Origin of the sequence: Clostridium aromativorans, assembly GCF_020908015.1 — a bacterium.
GTDB classification, from domain to species: Bacteria; Bacillota; Clostridia; order Clostridiales; family Clostridiaceae; genus Clostridium_B; species Clostridium_B aromativorans.
The window spans coordinates 65,690-84,243 of the sequence record NZ_JAJJPB010000009.1 but is presented as its reverse complement, the minus strand read 5'-3'; the positions used below and the strand labels follow the sequence as shown (position 1 = coordinate 84,243).

Genomic DNA, 18,554 nt, shown 5'->3' with positions numbered 1-18,554 from the left:
ATGATGACTGAAAGAGTAAAAAAACTCAGACAAGAAAGTTTGAATGCTGTGCCAAGGATCTCTATGGAAAGAGCTCAAATTGAAAGTGACGTTTATAAAAAGTATGAAGGGAAAGTATCCATACCAGTACTCAGAGCTCTAGTCTTAAAAGAACTAATGAGTAAAAAGAAGCTCTGCATCAATAAAGGCGAATTAATAGTTGGAGAAAGAGGAGAAGCGCCAGCAGCCACTTATACCTATCCTGAACTGTGCTGCCATACCTTAAAGGATTTTGATATAATGAATATACGTGAAAAAATATCTTTTAAGGTAAATGAGGAAGACAAAAAGATTCAAAAGAATACCATAATTCCATATTGGGAAAAAAGATCCATGAGACATAAAATTTTAGACAGCATGACCGATGAATGGAAGGACTGCTATGCTGCAGGAATGTTCACTGAATTTATGGAACAGAGAGGTCCTGGGCATACTGCGGGAGATGACAAAATATATAAAAAGGGATTTCTGGATTTTAAAAATGACATCAATAGAGCCATAAATAATCTCGATTTCTTCAATGATGACGAAGCATTGGACAAGAAAAACCAGCTGGAGGCTATGAGCATAGCTTGTGATGCAATAATGATTCTGGGTCAGCGTTATTCTGAATATGCTGCAAAACTGGCAGAGGAAGAAAAAGATCCCCTGAGGAAACAGGAGCTTCTTGAAATTTCAAAGGTATGTCAGCATGTACCTGCCAATGCCCCCAGGACATTCTGGGAAGCTTTGCAGATGTACTGGTTTGTGCACCTATGTGTTATATCTGAACTGAATCCCTGGGATGCATACAACCCTGGAAGATTGGATCAGCATTTAAATCCATTTTACGAAAAAGGTCTTGAAGAAGGAACCTTGACCAGAGAAAGTGCAAAAGAGCTGCTGGAATGCTTCTGGGTAAAATTCAACAATCAGCCGGCACCTCCAAAAGTGGGTGTAACCTTAAAGGAAAGTGGGACCTACACAGATTTTGCAAATATAAATGTAGGAGGAGTAACAGTAGATGGTAAAAGCGGCGTAAATGATGTAAGTTATCTTTTACTGGATGTAATAGATGAAATGCGACTTCTTCAACCAAGTTCAAACGTTCAGATAAGTAAAAAAAGCCCCCAGAAATTTGTAAAAAGAGCTTGTGAAATTTCCAGAAAAGGCTGGGGACAGCCATCTATGTTCAATGCAGATGCCGTTACCCAGGAACTTGTAAGGGCAGGAAAATCAATAGAAGATGCCAGATGCGGCGGTACAAGCGGTTGTGTTGAGGCAGGTGCCTTCGGTAAAGAAGCATATATTCTTACGGGATATCTGAATCTGCCTAAAATATTTCAGATAACATTAAACAACGGCACTGATATAACTACAGGTAAAAAACTTGGAATAGAAACTGGAGATGTAACCACCTTCAAGACCTACGATGAGTTGTTCAATGCTTTTAAAAAACAGCTTAAATATTTTGTAGATGTAAAAGTCCAGGGAAACAGGGTAATTGAAAAACTATATGCTTCCCTGATGCCCGTACCGTTCCTTTCCATAATAACCAGCGACTGTATTTCAAAGGGTAAGGATTATAATGCAGGAGGAGCCAGATACAATACCAGCTATATTCAGGGCGTTGGAATAGGAACAATTTCAGATAGCTTGATAGCCATAAAATATCAGGTATTTGACAAAAATAATATAACCATGAGTGAGCTTATGAATACAACAAAGGATAATTTTGAAGGTCATGAGGATATATTGAACCTTGTAAAAAATAAGACTCCTAAATACGGCAATGACGATGATTATGCAGATACCGTAATGAAACAGATATTTGATGCCTTCTACAATGAAGTAAATGGCAGAAAGAATGGACGGGGTGGATTCTATAGAATAGATATGCTTCCAACTACATGTCATATTTATTTTGGAGCAGTTATGGGTGCAACTCCAAATGGAAGAAAGGCATATGCTCCAGTTTCAGAAGGTATCTCACCTGAAAAAGGTGCGGACACAAACGGTCCTACAGCAGTAATAAAATCGGCTTCTAAAATGGATCACTTGAGAACCGGCGGAACTCTGTTAAATCAAAAATTCAATCCAAGTGCAGTTGAAGGCGACACAGGCTTAAACAATCTGGCAAGCCTTGTAAGATCTTATTTTACTCTGGATGGACATCACATACAATTCAATGTGATAAGCAGGGAAACACTTTTAGCAGCTCAAAAAAATCCTGACGAGTACAAGGATCTTATTGTACGTGTTGCAGGTTACAGCGATTATTTCAATAATCTTGATAAGGTACTGCAAAATGAAATAATTCAAAGAACAGAACAATCCTTTGATGGGTGTTCCTGCTGCTGATTTGCCACAACAGATTACAGATAGGATATACAAAAAATTTTAATTTACGAGGGAGGAACATTATGAATAAAATAATAGGTTTTATAGGATGTGGAAACATGGGTCAGGCAATGATTGGGGGAATAACTAAAGCAAAACTTGTAGCCCCCAAAAATATAATTGTAGGAGATCTAAATGAAAAAAGTTTGAAAAAAGCAGCTGAGAAATATGGAATCAGAACCACCACGGATAACAATGAAGTAGCTGAAAATGCGGATATTTTGGTATTATCCGTAAAGCCAAATCTATATCCCATAGTTATCAAGGGAATAAAGGACCATGTTAAAGAAAATGTCACAATAGTGACAATTGCCGCAGGTAAAAATATAAAGGGCACAGAAGAAATGTTTGGTCGAAAATTAAAGATTGTCAGGGTTATGCCAAATACACCAGCTCTTGTGGGAGAAGGGATGGCTGCAATATGCCCCAATGACAAAGTGACTAAAGAGGAAACAGAAGAGGTACTTCATATATTTGAGAGCTTTGGAAAAGGAGAAATAGTAAATGAGAAGTTGATGGACGTAGTAACTTCCGTAAGCGGTTCTTCACCTGCTTTTGTATACATGTTTATTGAAGCCATGGCAGATGCTGCTGTACTGGATGGAATGCCAAGAAACCAGTCATATAAATTTGCTGCACAGGCAGTACTCGGTTCTGCAAAAATGGTACTTGATACTGGAGAACACCCTGGCGCTCTAAAAGATATGGTATGTTCCCCTGGCGGAACTACCATAGAAGGAGTAGCTGCGCTTGAAGAAAAAGGATTCAGAAATGCAGTTATTTCAGCAGTGAGAAAGACAACTCAAAAATCAATTGAATTATCCAAGTGATACATTCTCAAAGAATATCAAAGAGGAGTGTAGGTTTTTCAATCTACACTCCTCTTTAATATAAATTTGAACTCGTAAATAAATGCTAATTATTCACCACATTCACAGGTGTTCCCTCCAAGAACTGTCTTAGATTATCTGCCGCAATATTCATGAGTCTCTGCCTTGTTTCTCTAGCAGCCCAGGAAATATGAGGAGTAATTATGCAATTTTCCTCTTTTAAAAGAGGACTGTCTTTTCTTACAGGTTCCTGTGACATAACATCCAGTGCTGCTCCTCTAATTTTTCCACTGTTCAGCCCATCGGCTAAATCCTCATCCACAATCAAAGGTCCACGGGCATTATTTATTATTATGACTCCGTCTTTCATTTTGCTTATGGACTGTCTGTTGATTATTCCTCTGGTGTCATCAGTGAGAGGACAGTGCAAAAAAATAACATCCGACTTCCCAAATACATCCTCCAATGTGCCATATTTCATATTGTCATTCTCCAGATTTTTATTTTGATGCCTGTTATAAGCTATTACCTTCATTCCCATGGATTGAACTATTTTAGAAGTTGCACGACCTATTCTTCCATATCCTATAATTCCAGCCGTTTTATTGTCCAGTTCAATTAATGGTTTTTTCCAGAAACACCATTCCCCTATTCTGTTCCACTCTCCGTTTTTTATGGCCTCATTGTGAATCCACACATGATTCGTCAGTTCCAACAGCAGTGCCACAGCCATCTGAGCCACGGATTGAGTGCTGTAATTAGGAATGTTTGTAACCGTAATACCAAGTTTTCTAGCAGCATCCACATCTACTACATTATATCCCGTAGCCAATATTCCTAAAAATTTTAATTTAGGACAATTTTTAAATACATTTTCAGACAAGGGTGTTTTATTGGTAAAAACAATTTCTGCATCTCCTATTCTTTCAATTATCAAATCATCCCTGCTGCCATCATATACGGTCCTGTCGTAAACAGTCAAATCCCCAAACCTCTTCAAAGGCTCCCAGGTCAAATCCCCCGGATTCAATACATATCCATCTAATACAACAATTTTCACATATACCACTCCTACCAATAATCTTTAACTGTAAGCTGTTCAACTTTCATCATATTTCTATTATATTTTACTTTTTTCATTATACCATATATCTTTACACAGAAAATTTTTTACATAAGATGGATAAACAGATTTCTAAGCATCAGATGGAGTTTTGACTCCACCTGATGCTTAGAAATCGTTATCCAGGGACGTAGCTGCTCTTTACTCCCACTTAGAGAAGTGGAAGTATTAGAGCAGGTAGTCATCGGATAAAATGCTACTTATATTTTTTACATCTTTGGCATTCCCTTCATAGTACCTATAATTTCAGGATTTACCATGCCAAAAATCATTGCAACATGGGCAACTATTAAAAATCCACCCACTAAAATAAAGTGAATTTTAAGTCTCTCTTCACTTCTTTTATTTTTAAATATTATACCTAATTCCATAAGTGCTATTGGCAGTAAAAATATTACACCACTTAAATAAAATCCTACTGCAACTACATCCACCCAGGTATGCCATCCGCCTCCGCCCGTAAGCGGTATCACCGCATTTATAAATAAGTAGATAAATATTCCTGTAAAATAGAAGCCATCAAAAATCCCCACAATTTTGTTTAAAGTTCTTATCCAGCCTGATTCAATTCTATTGTATATTATAAAAAATTCCGTAATAGTGAGAGCTTCAGCACATATTACCGGCACAGCCATAAAGATAATCAGATTCCAGGGCTGATTGTCCATAAGCAGGGACATGTAGTGTGTCATATTCATGATTACAACCTCCAATAATTTTTAATATCGATACAAAGAGATTGTATCAAAAAGTTATGGAGATCTTATGAAAATGTATTGGCTTTTTCAGTTTTATGAAAAAAGCCCGCCTTTTTAAAAACAGGCGGACTTTTTTCTCTATATCCTCTTCTCAATCCAGGAGTGAATGTCCTCTATGACAACATCTTTTTCATCTTTTTCATTTAGAATCTCATGATAGCATCCAGGATATATTTTCAGATTTTTATCCTCGGAAGATATATTTTTATAAAACCATTTTGATGCTTCATTTGTCACTATCTGGTCATTGCCTCCATGAAGTATAAGACAAGGATATTTATATTTTTTTACATTATTTTCAATCCAGACCGGACCCTTTACAAAAGCTTCACCCAGGAGTTTGACGTTGCTCTCCTTCAGCACAAGAGGATCCTCGTCATAAGCCTTTACAACTTCCGGATCCCTGCATATTAGATTCGAAAGGACATTTGGTACTTTCTGGAAGGGATTCTTATCAAAATCAATGCTATTTTTGATAGATTTAAAAGCAGGTAGATCTATTACTGCAGCCCCTGAAAGTATTTGCCCATTCAGTTTATCCGGATACTTCATTCCATAACCGGCAGTTATAAATCCTCCCATGCTATGACCAAACATAAATACCGGAATGCCCTCATTTTCCTTTTTGGCCATATTTACAAATAAATCAGCATCATCAAAAAAATACTGGAAATTTTCTACATAACCCCTCTCACCGCCGGATTTACCATGACCTCTGTTATCAAATCTATACACATTATAGCCAAAATCATTTAGTTTTTCGGTAAAATAATTATAACGTCCCAGATGTTCGCATAATCCATGAACAACTACCAATACAGCTTTTGGTCTTTCAACCAGGCTTTTTTTATAAAATAATTCAACATCGTCAAAAGTTTTAACTTTTCCACCAACACAATTAGTCATACAAATACCTCCAATAATTTTTTTAAACAAACTCATATTTTCTGAGCAGTACCCATGTATTGACCTCCCAGTGATAAAGAGATATATTGTCAAAGTATTCATTGAAATCACAAGGGTATTTACATACATACTTCCATATATCTTTAAAATTATCCTTTATTTTTTTAGAAACTATTGTACAGTGAAATACTTTATTTTTTCCTTCATTGCTTTTAAATTTCATCCACGGTATTTTCTCCAGTTGAGATATAAGATCATCATGAACTTTTTTTGCCTCAGGTGACATTTCCACGGCCATGTAGATTACATCTTCCCTAAATTTTCCGTAACCTTTCAATTTTATGGGTGTTTTGCGGTTATCTGCGGAAAACCTTTCAAGTACATTCTCCGCCTCCTCAATTTTATCAGTTTCAAAAGGCGCCTTTATTGTAAAATGTGCAGGCAGTTTAGTTCGTTTTTTATTAAATTTGTAACAGACGCTGCTGGTTAGCTTTTCATGAAATTTTAGCGCTGCACCTCCTATGGCACACACAATAACATATCTTTCCATTCATTACCATCCCCTATTTCACTCTATATTTAATGCTGTCAATTAATTCAAAATCTTTCTACATCAAAAAACCTATCTGTTCTAAAATATTGTCACAGATAGTTTAACATAATATGGAACAAAAAAGAATATTAATAAAGTATAATCTATTTATTAATATCGAGGAACTCTCATGAGAAGAAAACATTTTTATAATTTTAGATCTCATAAATCCTTAAAATTTAAAATTAAAATAATAGTAATCGGAATAATTGCTGCAGCTGGTGTATATATACTGTTCCCCCATTTCTTCAGAAATACCTATACAGTAACAATCGCCAGTAAACAAGTAAAAAAGCAAAACAGCAGTACTTATTACTTAATTTATACACAAATGGAAAATGGGGACACAAGAGTATTTAATAATACCAATAGTCTGCTGGAACTGAAATTTGACTCTGAAGATATATACGGCGGACTGAGAATTAACAGAAAATATGAAATCAGTGCTTACGGGTTTAGAATACCACTGTTGTCATCTTATGAGAATATCGTAAAAACCAGGGCCATAAAATAAAAGCAGCCTCCTTGGATATATGGTTATATAATTTGCAGAAGGTTCGGTTACCTTTTTCCCATCTATGGATATATTTCCTGAAGAAGGCTTGTCAAATCCAGCTGTCAAATTCAAAAGAGTTGATTTCCCGCAGCCGCTGGGACCTAAAAGGCATATGAATTCTCCTTTTTTATACTTAAATTTACACTGTGAAGTGCTTCAAATCCCTTCTCATTTTTATTTCCATATATTTTGGACACAGAGTTGACTTCTATAAACACTTTTACTCACCTTCCCGTCCAGGAACAATGCCCCATGTTTTTCCTACCCATTTTTCAAAAATAACAATTAATTTATCCAGCAGAAGTCCCAGAATCCCTATAAATATTATTCCTGCCAGCAGCAGATCTGAATTTTTTTTGTCAATAAAAGCACTAAAAAATCACCTTATGTAATTTAAGCCAATTCATCACAGCCTTTTTTTATCTTCAAAAATGCCCCATGCAATCGCATTTTTGCATCATTAAACAGTTTATAATCTACATTTTGAATCTCTTCTTCACCAAAATACCTGTTTTCTATATATGCAGTATACCTTATTTCAATCTGTACAGCCTGTACATGATCGATAGAACCGTAGTGAGCTGTAATATATCCTCCTCTGAGCCCCTTTTCATCAACTTTTACATTGAATCCACTGTCTAAGAAAGAAACATATACCATGTTTAAAAAATCTGCGGAACAGGTTTTTCCTTCACGGGTACCAATTATTATATCCGCTCTGGACTGCTCATAAAAACTGTGCAGGTCAAACAGATATACCCTGCCTTTCACTCTTAAAATTTTATTTATTTCCTCATAAAGACTTAGATGATAGGGTTTGTATATTTTTTCTATCCTATCCTCTATGGTACTTTTATCAAGCTCTCTGTTGTAAATTTTTCTATTAAATGTGGTATTGTAATAAATAAGAGATTTTGTATATTCATCATGTATGTATTTATTTTTAATATCCCTGTTTACATCTACTACATATCTGCTGTAATTAGCTGAAACAGAGTTTATATCCAATTCTCCTAGAAAATCATACAGTTCATTTAAAAACCAGTCGTTATTGGCAAGTATTACACTCTTTTTCATGTTTTTTTTCATTTCCGAAGTTATGCTGCTTGAGCTGTGAGGTATACTGGCTATAATACTGCAGGGATTATCAACATCTTTTATTGTAACTGAATTCACCATATATCTCCTCCCGTAAATAATTATAATACAATATATCACATTATTTCAACAAATACATTAAAGACTCTAGAACACGCCTTCCAGCTAAACCATTTCGCTTTTTTCTTTAAGTTTTAAATACATCTTCTCCTGCTGCTTCGTGGTAAATTGAAAATAAATTTCTGTATTTGAAACAGATTTATGCCCAAGCCACCATTGGAGCTCTTTGATATCCATATCTGATTCAGCCAGGTGGACAGCTGTAGTATGTTTAATGGAGTGGAAATGACATTTAGAACTATCATCTATATGAGCAATACTGCAGTATTTTTTTGTCAAATAATCAAGGGTATGCCTGGAAATAGGATTTCCCTTCTGACTTTTAAATATACTTTCAGAACTATTTCTTATATTATACTTTCTTATATATTTATCCAATGCAAATTTTGCATTGGAATCCAAACGTATTGTGTTGTTTCTGCTTCCTTTCAGTCTTTTACAATAAAGTTCTCCTTTTGACATATTATAATCATCCAATTTTATCATCGCTATTTCAGATGCACGCAGTCCGCATCTATAGGCTACCCTGAAAATTGCCAGATCCCTGCAAGAATGTTTACTTCTAGAATTTTCAATTGCAATAAAAATCTTTTTCATCTCTTGCTGTGTAAAGTATTTTATTTTTCTATTAACTTGTTTTCTCATAAATACCTCCATATGGATAATGCTACATAATAAATATTTTGTTGAATTTATTATATCATAAATTCTCCAAAAATGTATTTTTTATTGATATATATGTAGAAAAATAGTATAGTAGAGACTATTGATTTAATTTAATAATATTTTTATAAATAAATATTACAAATATTTTTAATTAATAGTATAATAGGAATTTAAATGAGCAATAATATAACAAAATATTTATTATGTACTAAATAACCATTATAATATATTAAATTTAATATTAAAAATACATCAAAACAACATCACAATTAGAGAGGAGAAAATTATATTATGATTTCAGTTAATGCATTAGAAGATTTAAAAAGATTATCAGAAGCCCAAGCTGACTTAGTACCGGGAGGAGTTGTATATGGAATTACAAAAGAAGATACCATGGAATGGGTTAAATATTCCAAGTCCTTAAATATGGATGTATTCCACGTAGGTAAAAAATTAAGCAAAAACAGTACAACCAGTATAGCCCTTCAAGAAAAGAGGATATTAACCCAAGAAATTCCACGTTCTGTTTATGGTACAAGATTAGAAATAATTTCAATTCCGATTGTAGATGAAACTGATAAAGCTGTAGGTGCATTTTCCATGGCTTTCCCCAGATTACATCCAGTAGCTGTAGCTTTTGACGGTTTTGCACCGGTATTGGCTCAGATGTTCCCGGAAGGTGCCTTTTTATGCTTGACGGATTTAGAACAGTTTGTAAAAGTTCAATCTTCGCAAAAATTTAATATACCCTCTATAAAAGCTGGAGAAAAATTTGAAAATAATTTTTTAAGCAGTGAAGTCATAAAAACAGGAAAACAGCAGGAGAAAGAATTGGATGCTTCAATTTATGGAATTCCTGTAAGAAATGTAAGTTTTCCATTACTCGACAAAGACACCAGTGAAGTTGTTGGAACATTCTCCATAATAACTCCAAAGGAAGCAGCTGTAAATTTAAGAGATATGTCAAGCAATCTTACAGAAAATATTACGGGAATATCTTCTGCAATTGAGGAGTTAGCAGCATCTGCGTCTCAAATTCACACCAATGAACAGGAACTTCACAACAGTATCAATGAAATAACGAAACTGTCAGAAGACATAAATGAGGTAACTTCTTTCATAGCTAATATTGCCGATGCCACAAAAATGTTGGGATTAAATGCTGCAATTGAAGCCGCCAGAGCAGGACAAGCAGGAAGCGGCTTTGGCGTGGTAGCAAATGAAATCAGGAAATTGTCAGATCAAGCTAAGAGTACAGTTCCTAAAATAAAGAAATTAACAGGCAATATTGAAGAAAAAGTTAATATATCCAGCGAGAAAAGCAAGGGTTCCCTGTCTTCCAGCCAGGAGCAGGCTGCTGCTACACAGGAGATTACAGCAAGCATAGAAGAAATAACCACTATGTCTGAAAGGTTAACTGAAATTGCTCACCAACTTTAAACAGTCATCTACAAAAAACTACCTTCCCGACAATTTACTTGTTTCAAAGGTAGTTTCTTCTATATTTAAATTAATTTTACCATCCCCTTGAATATTCATGAAAACAGTCAAGGCAAACTTTTTTACCATTTTCCAATCTTATTTTATTTTCAGATACCCCTTCGCCGCATTTTTCACAGGTTACAGTCTTAAATATTCTTGCAGCTTCAGGTATCTTAAAATGTGGTTTTTTAATACAAAAAATATCTTCTATTGGAGCTTTCAAAATATATCTTTGTCTCTCCTCTTTATTCATCTTGACTTTTGAAGGTTTTGACACAATCCTCACATTGTCTCCATTTTGTCTATTAAAAAACGAAAAGGCCATTTTTCCAGTTCCTCTGTATATGAGATTTCCCTTGCCAAAAGTACATCCCGTTATAACCTGTACTGCATCAACTGCACAAGAATCGTTTTCACAAACGCATACTATTTCTTCATCGTGAGAAAATTCTATGTTCATTTCTTTTACAACTGCCTCACAGACCCTAAAACCTATAGCTAACCCTGGACACTCGTGTCCGTGGAAAACCACACATCTATTCCATAAATTTTCATTCATTATTGATTCACCTTCCTTTATTTAATTATACTTCATAAAATAAAATATCCCAAAAGACTCTGTAAAATAAATCAAATCTCTTGGTGATACTGGAAAAATAACTAGAACTATTCAATTATTAACCCTAAACTCTAAAAGACCTTCCAGCAAGATAATTGCCGAAGGCCTTCTTCTATTTGTTTTTCTAAAATTCAGGTACGAAGGGGCATTCCTCTTAGGCAAACTCCATATGATCCTAAGAATCACTCACTTGATATTTATTCTCATACCTGGTGCATCATATGGTGCATAAGCGCCATTTTAACTACCCTGCTCAAATACTGCCTAGCATCATCAATTGACATATTACAGCATATCAGTGTATTTATTATATCTGGATGGTGACGTTCAAACATACTTATAATTTCCTGAGTATCTGAATTTATTTTTTCCTCCATATCTGATTCTGACATACCCTCCATCATTTCTGGCATCTGCTGATTTGTATCCGGAGCCTGCTGAATAGGTTGTACCGTTGTTGCGCCTCCGCCACTGTCAATTCTATTCTCTTCATATTCACCGTTTCTAAACATAGACCTGTATTTTCTTCCTTTTAAAGCACCTCTCATCCCATTGTTAATTCTGCAATAGCAACACATTGGCATAATTCCCATATCTGAACGTATATATGGATACATAAAAACCTCCAATAAAATTTTATTATAATAGTATACTATGCAAAAGAATTAACTAAAGGTGCATGCTCGATTGCATAAATATATTTTTCAGTTTTTCGAACCAATCGAGCGGTTTCAACCTTACTCAAATCCGTACTATAAATACTTGGAGCTTTAGTCGTGGAATCTTCACCCTGTGCCCCATGCATACTGCAGCCAGGCATTCCACTGGATGGGGCAGGTATTGAAGAATCAGGCTTGGAAGTATCCACGGTGGAAATATCATCAACCACTTTAATCACTCCTCTTATCATGCCCATTTCACAGCTGAAATTTATATCTCCGCCCTTCGGTGTAAATTCAATTATATTTTCACCAGCCTGTAAGTTCCTTTGAATATTTAAGGAAGGTACAATAATTTGTCCATTACAGGAATTCAACGCTTTTCCATCAATTATCCACTTCACAGGTACATTTTTTTGAACATAAAGTCCATTGGGAGTATATCCTGAATCATCTGCTGTCATTTTGATTATCTGGACTCCATCTTTTAAGGTTGATTTTCCAGCAGAAGATTCTGCAGATGTCTTATTGCCGTATAAACCTGCAGCCAATGTAGACACCGTAGGTATGTTTACACCAGCTAGAGCCAATCCCCTGCTTCCCATCACTATGCCTAAAACTATTACCAATATCCCGCTGAATTTCAATAAAGTTTTTGTATATCCCCTGCTGAGTATGCCGGATACTGCACCAAATCCCAGCATCAGAGGAACAGTACCGAAAGAAAACATCAACATGGACAATGAACCCTTAAGTATACTCCCTGTTCCCAGTGCATATAACTGCATTGCCTGAAGAGGCCCGCAGGGCATGAGTCCGTTTAAAATTCCAACCCAAAATGGTGTTCTTGGTTTTTTCTTTATGGAGCAGGCAGACCAGGGCAGACTTATGTTAAATCTTCTAAATAAGCTATATCCACTCATATTGGATCCCATTATAATCATGAATATACCCGCAAATATTTGAAGGCCGGCCTTTATGGATATAGATAGTGAAAATACCGAACCAAGCCCTCCTACTATTCCGCCGAGTACGGTATAAGACGTCACTCTGCCTGCATTGTATAGAGCAGCAGGCTTAATAGAATCAAACTTACTTTTTCCACCCTTGTTTATACTCTGTGACAGTGCTATTCCGCCACACATACCTACGCAATGTATGGATGTGAGTATTCCAACCAGGAACAAGACAAAATATGTAGCGCCATTGAGCCTGGAGTTAATATCAATTCCACTGGATGAACTGCCAATCAATATAATCGCAGCTGCAATTACAAACATACCTGCTATTTTATACTTGTTTGAGCTTTCAGTACTGTATCCGGATACCCTTATGGCATCTTTAATATTTTCCAGGCTGCATAGATCAGGATTGTATTCTACAATTACAGATTCATCATTAAAACTGGCCAGAGCATTTCTTACACCATCTAACCTTTTAACCGCCTTTTCTACCCGCAGTTCACAGGATACACAGGTCATATCAAAGACTTTAATTTTCTCTTTTCTACTCTTCACACCTTCAATCCTCCCATAATTTTTATAATTTGGACAAAAATCAATTTAATTAAGTATATAAACTTCCTATGAAGATGTTATGAATCATCACTAAAGTCTTCATATAATCAACATAATAATTTGGTAAACTAATTTTGAGTTAACGGTGAATACTAAAATTGTAAATACATCAAATTATCTGTAAAATATAATTAGGTCATTATTATATCCTTGGGAGTGATATTTTTGCAAAGCATTCGAAAGAGATTGAGTATTACAATTATTTTCTGCTCAATTATTTCAGTTATATTACTGGCACTGTATGTAAAATTCACAGTAAACAGTACTTTTAATAAATATATGATGGACACTCAGAAAAGCAGAAACAACAGAATTGTGGACTATTTTCAACAGGTATACAAAAGAGACAAAAAATGGACTATAAATTCTGGAGAAGAGATAATGCACGAAGCTTATATGAGTAATTACTGCCTGACCCTTTTAGACTCCAATAAAAATACCATCTGGGGTATGGATTCCAACGATATAAAAGAAAAATCCCACAAGATGATGCAAAACGTCTATAACAACAAGGGGATTTACACATCAAATTCCTTTAAGATCAAGTATAATGGAAAAATTGTAGGCTATGTAGTAATAGGACAATATTCTCCAATTTTACTGACACAGCAGGATATAGATTTCAAAATGTCTATAAACAGAGATATTATTATAAGCGTTATAGCGGCCATAATTATCGCTGTCATAATAAGCATAATAATATCAAAACAATTTTCATCCCCTATTAAATCCGTATCCGATACTTCTGTTAAACTTTCCAGGGGAATGTACGATTCCACTTCAAATGTAAAAACTAATATAAAAGAACTAAACAATCTGACTAAAAGTATAAATGCCCTGGGTAAAATATTAAAGGAGCAGGAGCTCCTCAGGAAAAGACTTGTTTCAGATATCTCCCACGAAATAAGAACTCCCCTGAATATTCTACAAAATAATCTGGAGGCAATGATTGACGGAATATTTCCTGTAACTGAAGAACGCTTGAATTATTTGAATCAGGAGGTCATAAGATTTGGCAAGCTGCTAAATAATTTAAATATTTTAAAACAATTTGAAGATGAAAAATCAGACCTTAATATGATGGAGATCATATCTCTGGATAAACTTGTTACTTCCATAAGCAGCAAGCTTTCCATCGATTTTAAAAAGAAAAATATCAATTTTTCTCTAAATATAGAAAAAAACAAAAAATTTGAGATACTGGGAAATGAAGACGAATTGAAACAAGTTTTTATAAATTTATTCTCCAATGCCATTAAATTCACCCCGTCTGGAGGAAGCGTATGGGTTGATCTTTATACAAATGCCAGTAAAATTATAGTTAAAATCAGAGATAACGGCATAGGCATAAAGAAGGAGGATCTCCCCTACATTTTCGAAAGATTGTACAGGGCAGACAAGAGCCGCCGTAAAACAGAGGGAAGTGGCATAGGATTGACTATTGTAAAAAAAATACTCACTCTCCATTCCGCTGTAATTGATGTCAAAAGCACTTTTGGCAAAGGAACGTCATTTATTTTATATTTTAACAAGAACAAGGAGAATAATAATGAATAATATTTTAATAATTGAAGATGAAATAAAGGTATCGGAAGTAATTAAAGCCTACCTTGAAAGAGCAGGTTATAGAGTTTATTGTTCTACTAGAGGCTATGACGGAATCAAGCTGTTCAATAAGATAAATTTTCAACTTGTCATATTGGACTTGATGCTGCCGGATATAGACGGAGAAGAAATATGTAAAATTATAAGAGAAGTATCGGACGTACACATATTTATGCTCACTGCAAAAGCAGAATTAAGTGATAAGATCAAAGGGCTTACCCTGGGAGCGGATGAATACCTCACCAAGCCCTTGAGTCCAAGAGAGCTCACTGCAAGAGTAAATGCATTATTTAGAAGAATAAATTCTGACAAAACAACAATACTTTCTTATGACGGCGGAAAACTTAAAATTGACAATGAAAGAAGAAATGTTCAGGTAAAAGGAAAATATGTAGTTCTCACCCCAAATGAATTCGATATTCTATATGCTCTTGCTTTGAATAACGGCAAAGTTCTATCCAGGGAACAGCTCATAAGAAATGTATATGGTATAGATTTTGAAGGTTCCGACAGAACTATAGATGCCCATATCAAGAACTTGAGAAAAAAAATAGAATACAACAGTAAAGAGCCAAAATATATACTCACTGTGGTAAAGATAGGCTATAAATTCGGCGCTGTGAAAGATCCAGAATGATATGAAAATGAGCATAGATTCTAACCCTTGTATGAACCTATGCTCCCCTGCCTTATCTAGATTTAATTACTGATCTTTTTTACATTTACATTTTTATCATTTTCCATATCATCACAGCACTTATTCTTTTTAGAATGCATAAACATCATTGGTATCATTAAGATCATCATTATAGGACATATAAACGGAGCTGCTGCTGCAAGCATAATTTTGAACCTTGGCGCTAATCCTAAAAATGGCAGAGATGATAGTAACACTACCGGTATAGCACAGCAAACAACCATCATAATCATGTGACCTATTCCACTGTGGCCGCTTTTATTGTTCATATTATTACTTCCATGACAATTCATAATAAATACTCCTCACTTATATTATTTATTTAGATAATACAATATTGTTATGGAGATATTATGAAGGGAAAAATGAATTTGTTTATATACTCTTTACAAAATCAAAACCACCAATTAGCCCATTTACATAGAACTAATTGGTGGTCAAGCAACTCCTAACCCATATAAACACTCTGATTCTACTTGAATATCCGTCACCCTTTTCTAATTGTTTTTTATAACGTAAAATCTATTATATTTACTTAAATCAATTACAATTCTCTACAGACATATAAATTTGATTGACAACTAATCTTTCTTAAACATACTATTCTCCATATCTGTATCTTAAACATTTTCAAATAACAATTTTCAAATCATACATCAAATCATCAATCTTTTATACTTCCTAAAACTCAATTAGGATCAATTATCTCTTACCCTGAACATTTTCATAATTAAAAACGTTCACCGTCCCCGATCTAGTAGATACCTCTTCAAGTTTACTTCCACCAAGCACATTTGCTTCCATATACTATTGAGTGTTCACTACCTGCTGTCCTAATCTCTTCCTTGTCTAAACCCTTTTTTCAATCTTAATTTATGAGTTAGAAGTGCTGAGAAGAAGTTTTTATCCTTCTTCTTAATTTTATTATATAGTAGGCCTATAATTATGTCAACTTACATTTCAAAATTTTTGAATAATTCTATCTACTATTTTATTATAAAACCCTCCTTTCTTATTTGTTAGTATATTTTTAGACTATACTTTTCGATATTTTTTATCTAAATTTTTATATAGTTTAAGAAAATATTAAGGAAACAGTTTTAAAATTATAACAAATGTATATAAATACATAAACACCAATAGATACAATTATAAATAGCCATGACAAGGGGCTTACAATACCTTGTACACTACATTATACAAAGGAAGTGTAATTATGTCCAATGACATTAGCTCTTTAATTCCATACTTATACAGCATAAACTCAAATAATCAAATTTTTCAAGATCCACTTTTAAGTTCAGATGACGATTCAGATAACACGGATGATTCAATTTCAAGTTTGGGACTGGATTCAATTCAACTTAGCCCTGAAGCATTGAGCACCTTAAATTCACTGCAGACTTCTAATACTAATAATATACTCAATTCCACCCTAGATAGTTTAGTAGAAAATAATACTATTACTCAGGAACAAGAAAATTCTATTAAAAATGCCATTTCATCATTAAATACTGCATCTTCAACTTATTCAAACACTAATTCACAATCTCCATTAGACAAACTTGTATCAAGCGGTATTATTACTCAAGATCAGGAAGACTCTATCAAAAGCGCTTTATTATCTTCCCGCAATGGGGAAATACAAAAACAAGCCAAATTAATATCTGAAAATCCCCTATTATCAAATAATCCTGAGCTATATTTAAATTCGGATTTGTATCAACAAAATAACGATTCTAATAGTTCAATTTTAAATGAATTATAACTATATAGAAATCTAAAACAATGACCTAGAATAGATTTTACGCTACTCTAGGCCTTAAAATTATTGTGTCGGCTGTGCTGGCTGTGTCATATTAGTTGTACTTTTCACAGGAGCCACAGTACTTTGCATATCAGTAATTTTCTTTTTCAATTCTCCGTTTTCCTGCTGTAGCTTGTCTCTTTCACTCTGGAGCTGTGAATTTTGAGTTTGAAGCTGCGATATTTGAGTTTGAGCCGCCGTCTGCCCAGCTGACTTTTTCTCTTCTGGACTTTTGAGTTCATATACTTTACTCTCTATCGCCCCGGAAACTATGGTTTTTACATTGTCATCCACTTCTATACCCAACTTTTGAAGTACACTATATACATAATCTTCAGCACTCTTTTTCCTCTGGTCCGCTGGAAGCTGTGAAGATATATTGAGCTGCTGAGCTTGCCCTACACCTATCTCCGCATAGTGTTCTATGATACTCAAAATATTCAGAAATTTATTACCCGGTACTATAGCTTTTGCAGCATCAGTATATTTTTTGACCTCCTGCAGGCCGGCATCAACCTTTTGTAATATCTCTCCAGTGTCAACACCCTTCCTCTTTAAAGCTGGCAGGAGTACCAATACTGTAGTTCCCACTCCAATGGCCAGCCCTATAACAACAAATAATATAGTTGTACTTGACATTTTTACATTCCCCCATTTTTTATAAAATTAAGTACAGATTCATCACTCTTGTTTTACATTATTTTCTAAAGGTTTTTTAGATTATTTTATAGAATTATTTTCTTTAATAAGTGGGGTGGTGGTTATGTTAAAAAGCTCTATAAATAAAGCTGTGAGTTCCGTGGTATCATCTGTTGAATTTGAAAAAGTATCCGATCTAACTAAAAAACAATTCACTAAAATTCTTTCAGAAGCAATTTATGAGGCCATAACTAATAAAGATTACATAAAAGAAATATATCAACAATTGCCTACGCAAATTCAACTCGAAATAAGAGCAAAATCTGATAAATTGATTTAATTTTCTGCTAGCTGCTCTTGAACTGGTACTTCATGAGCAACTTCTTTTTTATTCTTCATATA

General features: G+C 34.5%; 20 protein-coding genes. 8 read left to right on the top strand and 12 right to left on the bottom strand.

The genetic code is table 11. The annotated features are described in order from the left end of the window. Both hypD and proC read left to right on the top strand, forming a co-directional pair. Entirely contained in the window at nucleotides 1-2,379 is a 2,379-nt protein-coding gene (gene hypD / locus LN736_RS09030) for a trans-4-hydroxy-L-proline dehydratase (protein WP_229981405.1), read from the top strand. Between the two features lie 62 nt (nucleotides 2,380-2,441). Then, entirely contained in the window at nucleotides 2,442-3,248 is an 807-nt protein-coding gene (proC, locus tag LN736_RS09025) for a pyrroline-5-carboxylate reductase (RefSeq protein WP_150358561.1), read from the top strand. 85 nt (nucleotides 3,249-3,333) lie between these two features. On the opposite strand, the gene LN736_RS09020 is transcribed toward proC, so the two are convergent. From LN736_RS09020 to LN736_RS09005, 4 genes are all read right to left on the bottom strand, one after another. After that, nucleotides 3,334-4,308, bottom strand: a complete 975-nt coding sequence (locus LN736_RS09020) for a D-2-hydroxyacid dehydrogenase (protein WP_150358562.1) — start codon at nucleotides 4,306-4,308, stop codon at nucleotides 3,334-3,336. 272 nt (nucleotides 4,309-4,580) lie between these two features. Continuing rightward, the gene (locus LN736_RS09015) at nucleotides 4,581-5,069 is read right to left on the bottom strand and encodes a DUF6803 family protein (protein WP_179978624.1); all 489 of its coding nucleotides are present in this window, start codon (nucleotides 5,067-5,069) and stop codon (nucleotides 4,581-4,583) included. Between the two features lie 138 nt (nucleotides 5,070-5,207). After that, nucleotides 5,208-6,035 (bottom strand): alpha/beta hydrolase, encoded by an 828-nt coding sequence (locus tag LN736_RS09010; RefSeq protein ID WP_229981404.1) that lies wholly within the window; start codon nucleotides 6,033-6,035, stop codon nucleotides 5,208-5,210. A gap of 22 nt (nucleotides 6,036-6,057) precedes the next feature. Next, nucleotides 6,058-6,585 carry a 2'-5' RNA ligase family protein gene (locus tag LN736_RS09005; RefSeq protein ID WP_229981403.1) on the bottom strand — a complete coding sequence of 176 codons (528 nt, stop codon included), beginning with the start codon at nucleotides 6,583-6,585 and terminating at the stop codon, nucleotides 6,058-6,060. Between the two features lie 172 nt (nucleotides 6,586-6,757). Between LN736_RS09005 and LN736_RS09000 the strand changes: the two genes are divergently transcribed. Continuing rightward, a complete protein-coding gene (locus tag LN736_RS09000) occupies nucleotides 6,758-7,141 on the top strand; it encodes a DUF1523 family protein (protein WP_229981402.1) in 384 nt (127 codons plus the stop codon). On the opposite strand, the gene LN736_RS08995 is transcribed toward LN736_RS09000, so the two are convergent. The 3 genes from LN736_RS08995 to LN736_RS08985 form a co-directional block, all read right to left on the bottom strand. Further along, nucleotides 7,100-7,297, bottom strand: a complete 198-nt coding sequence (locus tag LN736_RS08995; RefSeq protein ID WP_229981421.1) for an ATP-binding cassette domain-containing protein — start codon at nucleotides 7,295-7,297, stop codon at nucleotides 7,100-7,102. The genes LN736_RS09000 and LN736_RS08995 overlap by 42 nt on opposite strands. 279 nt (nucleotides 7,298-7,576) lie before the next feature. Further along, complete coding sequence (locus tag LN736_RS08990) at nucleotides 7,577-8,362, bottom strand: N-formylglutamate amidohydrolase (protein ID WP_150358567.1); 786 nt, start codon at nucleotides 8,360-8,362, stop codon at nucleotides 7,577-7,579. Nucleotides 8,363-8,446: 84 nt separating this feature from the next. Then, nucleotides 8,447-9,046 (bottom strand): tyrosine-type recombinase/integrase, encoded by a 600-nt coding sequence (locus LN736_RS08985; protein ID WP_150358568.1) that lies wholly within the window; start codon nucleotides 9,044-9,046, stop codon nucleotides 8,447-8,449. A 312-nt stretch (nucleotides 9,047-9,358) separates the two neighbouring features. On the opposite strand from LN736_RS08985, the gene LN736_RS08980 reads away from it, so the two are divergent. Beyond that, nucleotides 9,359-10,507: a methyl-accepting chemotaxis protein gene (locus LN736_RS08980; RefSeq protein ID WP_179978560.1), complete on the top strand. Its 1,149-nt coding sequence runs from the start codon at nucleotides 9,359-9,361 to the stop codon at nucleotides 10,505-10,507. Between the two features lie 76 nt (nucleotides 10,508-10,583). Here LN736_RS08980 and LN736_RS08975 read toward each other — a convergent pair whose 3' ends face one another. The 3 genes from LN736_RS08975 to LN736_RS08965 form a co-directional block, all read right to left on the bottom strand. Continuing rightward, a complete protein-coding gene (locus LN736_RS08975; protein ID WP_229981401.1) occupies nucleotides 10,584-11,108 on the bottom strand; it encodes an FmdE family protein in 525 nt (174 codons plus the stop codon). 263 nt (nucleotides 11,109-11,371) lie between these two features. Continuing rightward, nucleotides 11,372-11,785, bottom strand: coding sequence for a hypothetical protein (locus LN736_RS08970; RefSeq protein WP_229981400.1), 414 nt, complete (start codon nucleotides 11,783-11,785; stop codon nucleotides 11,372-11,374). Between the two features lie 35 nt (nucleotides 11,786-11,820). After that, complete coding sequence (locus LN736_RS08965; RefSeq protein WP_229981399.1) at nucleotides 11,821-13,344, bottom strand: urease accessory protein UreH domain-containing protein; 1,524 nt, start codon at nucleotides 13,342-13,344, stop codon at nucleotides 11,821-11,823. Nucleotides 13,345-13,569: 225 nt separating this feature from the next. Between LN736_RS08965 and LN736_RS08960 the strand changes: the two genes are divergently transcribed. Then, the gene (locus LN736_RS08960; protein ID WP_229981398.1) at nucleotides 13,570-14,961 is read left to right on the top strand and encodes a sensor histidine kinase; all 1,392 of its coding nucleotides are present in this window, start codon (nucleotides 13,570-13,572) and stop codon (nucleotides 14,959-14,961) included. Further along, entirely contained in the window at nucleotides 14,954-15,646 is a 693-nt protein-coding gene (locus tag LN736_RS08955) for a response regulator transcription factor (RefSeq protein WP_229981397.1), read from the top strand. The genes LN736_RS08960 and LN736_RS08955 overlap by 8 nt, the downstream gene beginning before the upstream one ends. 62 nt (nucleotides 15,647-15,708) lie before the next feature. Here LN736_RS08955 and LN736_RS08950 read toward each other — a convergent pair whose 3' ends face one another. Beyond that, complete coding sequence (locus tag LN736_RS08950) at nucleotides 15,709-15,999, bottom strand: hypothetical protein (RefSeq protein ID WP_229981396.1); 291 nt, start codon at nucleotides 15,997-15,999, stop codon at nucleotides 15,709-15,711. A gap of 923 nt (nucleotides 16,000-16,922) precedes the next feature. Between LN736_RS08950 and LN736_RS08945 the strand changes: the two genes are divergently transcribed. Next, nucleotides 16,923-17,474 (top strand): hypothetical protein, encoded by a 552-nt coding sequence (locus tag LN736_RS08945; RefSeq protein ID WP_150357112.1) that lies wholly within the window; start codon nucleotides 16,923-16,925, stop codon nucleotides 17,472-17,474. Nucleotides 17,475-17,534: 60 nt separating this feature from the next. On the opposite strand, the gene LN736_RS08940 is transcribed toward LN736_RS08945, so the two are convergent. Beyond that, the gene (locus tag LN736_RS08940) at nucleotides 17,535-18,152 is read right to left on the bottom strand and encodes a hypothetical protein (RefSeq protein ID WP_229981395.1); all 618 of its coding nucleotides are present in this window, start codon (nucleotides 18,150-18,152) and stop codon (nucleotides 17,535-17,537) included. Nucleotides 18,153-18,276: 124 nt separating this feature from the next. Between LN736_RS08940 and LN736_RS08935 the strand changes: the two genes are divergently transcribed. Beyond that, nucleotides 18,277-18,492: a hypothetical protein gene (locus tag LN736_RS08935; protein WP_150357114.1), complete on the top strand. Its 216-nt coding sequence runs from the start codon at nucleotides 18,277-18,279 to the stop codon at nucleotides 18,490-18,492. The last annotated feature ends 62 nt before the right edge of the window (nucleotides 18,493-18,554 follow it).

Bases quoted from the DNA above. Each gene is read 5' to 3' on its own strand.
- hypD (WP_229981405.1), top strand. From the start codon at position 1: ATGATGACTGAAAGAGTAAAAAAACTCAGACAAGAAAGTTTGAATGCT.
- proC (WP_150358561.1), top strand. From the start codon at position 2,442: ATGAATAAAATAATAGGTTTTATAGGATGTGGAAACATGGGTCAGGCA.
- LN736_RS09015 (WP_179978624.1), bottom strand. From the start codon at position 5,069: ATGAATATGACACACTACATGTCCCTGCTTATGGACAATCAGCCCTGG.
- LN736_RS09010 (WP_229981404.1), bottom strand. From the start codon at position 6,035: ATGACTAATTGTGTTGGTGGAAAAGTTAAAACTTTTGACGATGTTGAA.
- LN736_RS09005 (WP_229981403.1), bottom strand. From the start codon at position 6,585: ATGGAAAGATATGTTATTGTGTGTGCCATAGGAGGTGCAGCGCTAAAA.
- LN736_RS09000 (WP_229981402.1), top strand. From the start codon at position 6,758: ATGAGAAGAAAACATTTTTATAATTTTAGATCTCATAAATCCTTAAAA.
- LN736_RS08990 (WP_150358567.1), bottom strand. From the start codon at position 8,362: ATGGTGAATTCAGTTACAATAAAAGATGTTGATAATCCCTGCAGTATT.
- LN736_RS08985 (WP_150358568.1), bottom strand. From the start codon at position 9,046: ATGAGAAAACAAGTTAATAGAAAAATAAAATACTTTACACAGCAAGAG.
- LN736_RS08980 (WP_179978560.1), top strand. From the start codon at position 9,359: ATGATTTCAGTTAATGCATTAGAAGATTTAAAAAGATTATCAGAAGCC.
- LN736_RS08975 (WP_229981401.1), bottom strand. From the start codon at position 11,108: ATGAATGAAAATTTATGGAATAGATGTGTGGTTTTCCACGGACACGAG.
- LN736_RS08970 (WP_229981400.1), bottom strand. From the start codon at position 11,785: ATGTATCCATATATACGTTCAGATATGGGAATTATGCCAATGTGTTGC.
- LN736_RS08955 (WP_229981397.1), top strand. From the start codon at position 14,954: ATGAATAATATTTTAATAATTGAAGATGAAATAAAGGTATCGGAAGTA.
- LN736_RS08950 (WP_229981396.1), bottom strand. From the start codon at position 15,999: ATGAATTGTCATGGAAGTAATAATATGAACAATAAAAGCGGCCACAGT.
- LN736_RS08945 (WP_150357112.1), top strand. From the start codon at position 16,923: ATGTCCAATGACATTAGCTCTTTAATTCCATACTTATACAGCATAAAC.
- LN736_RS08940 (WP_229981395.1), bottom strand. From the start codon at position 18,152: ATGTCAAGTACAACTATATTATTTGTTGTTATAGGGCTGGCCATTGGA.
- LN736_RS08935 (WP_150357114.1), top strand. From the start codon at position 18,277: ATGTTAAAAAGCTCTATAAATAAAGCTGTGAGTTCCGTGGTATCATCT.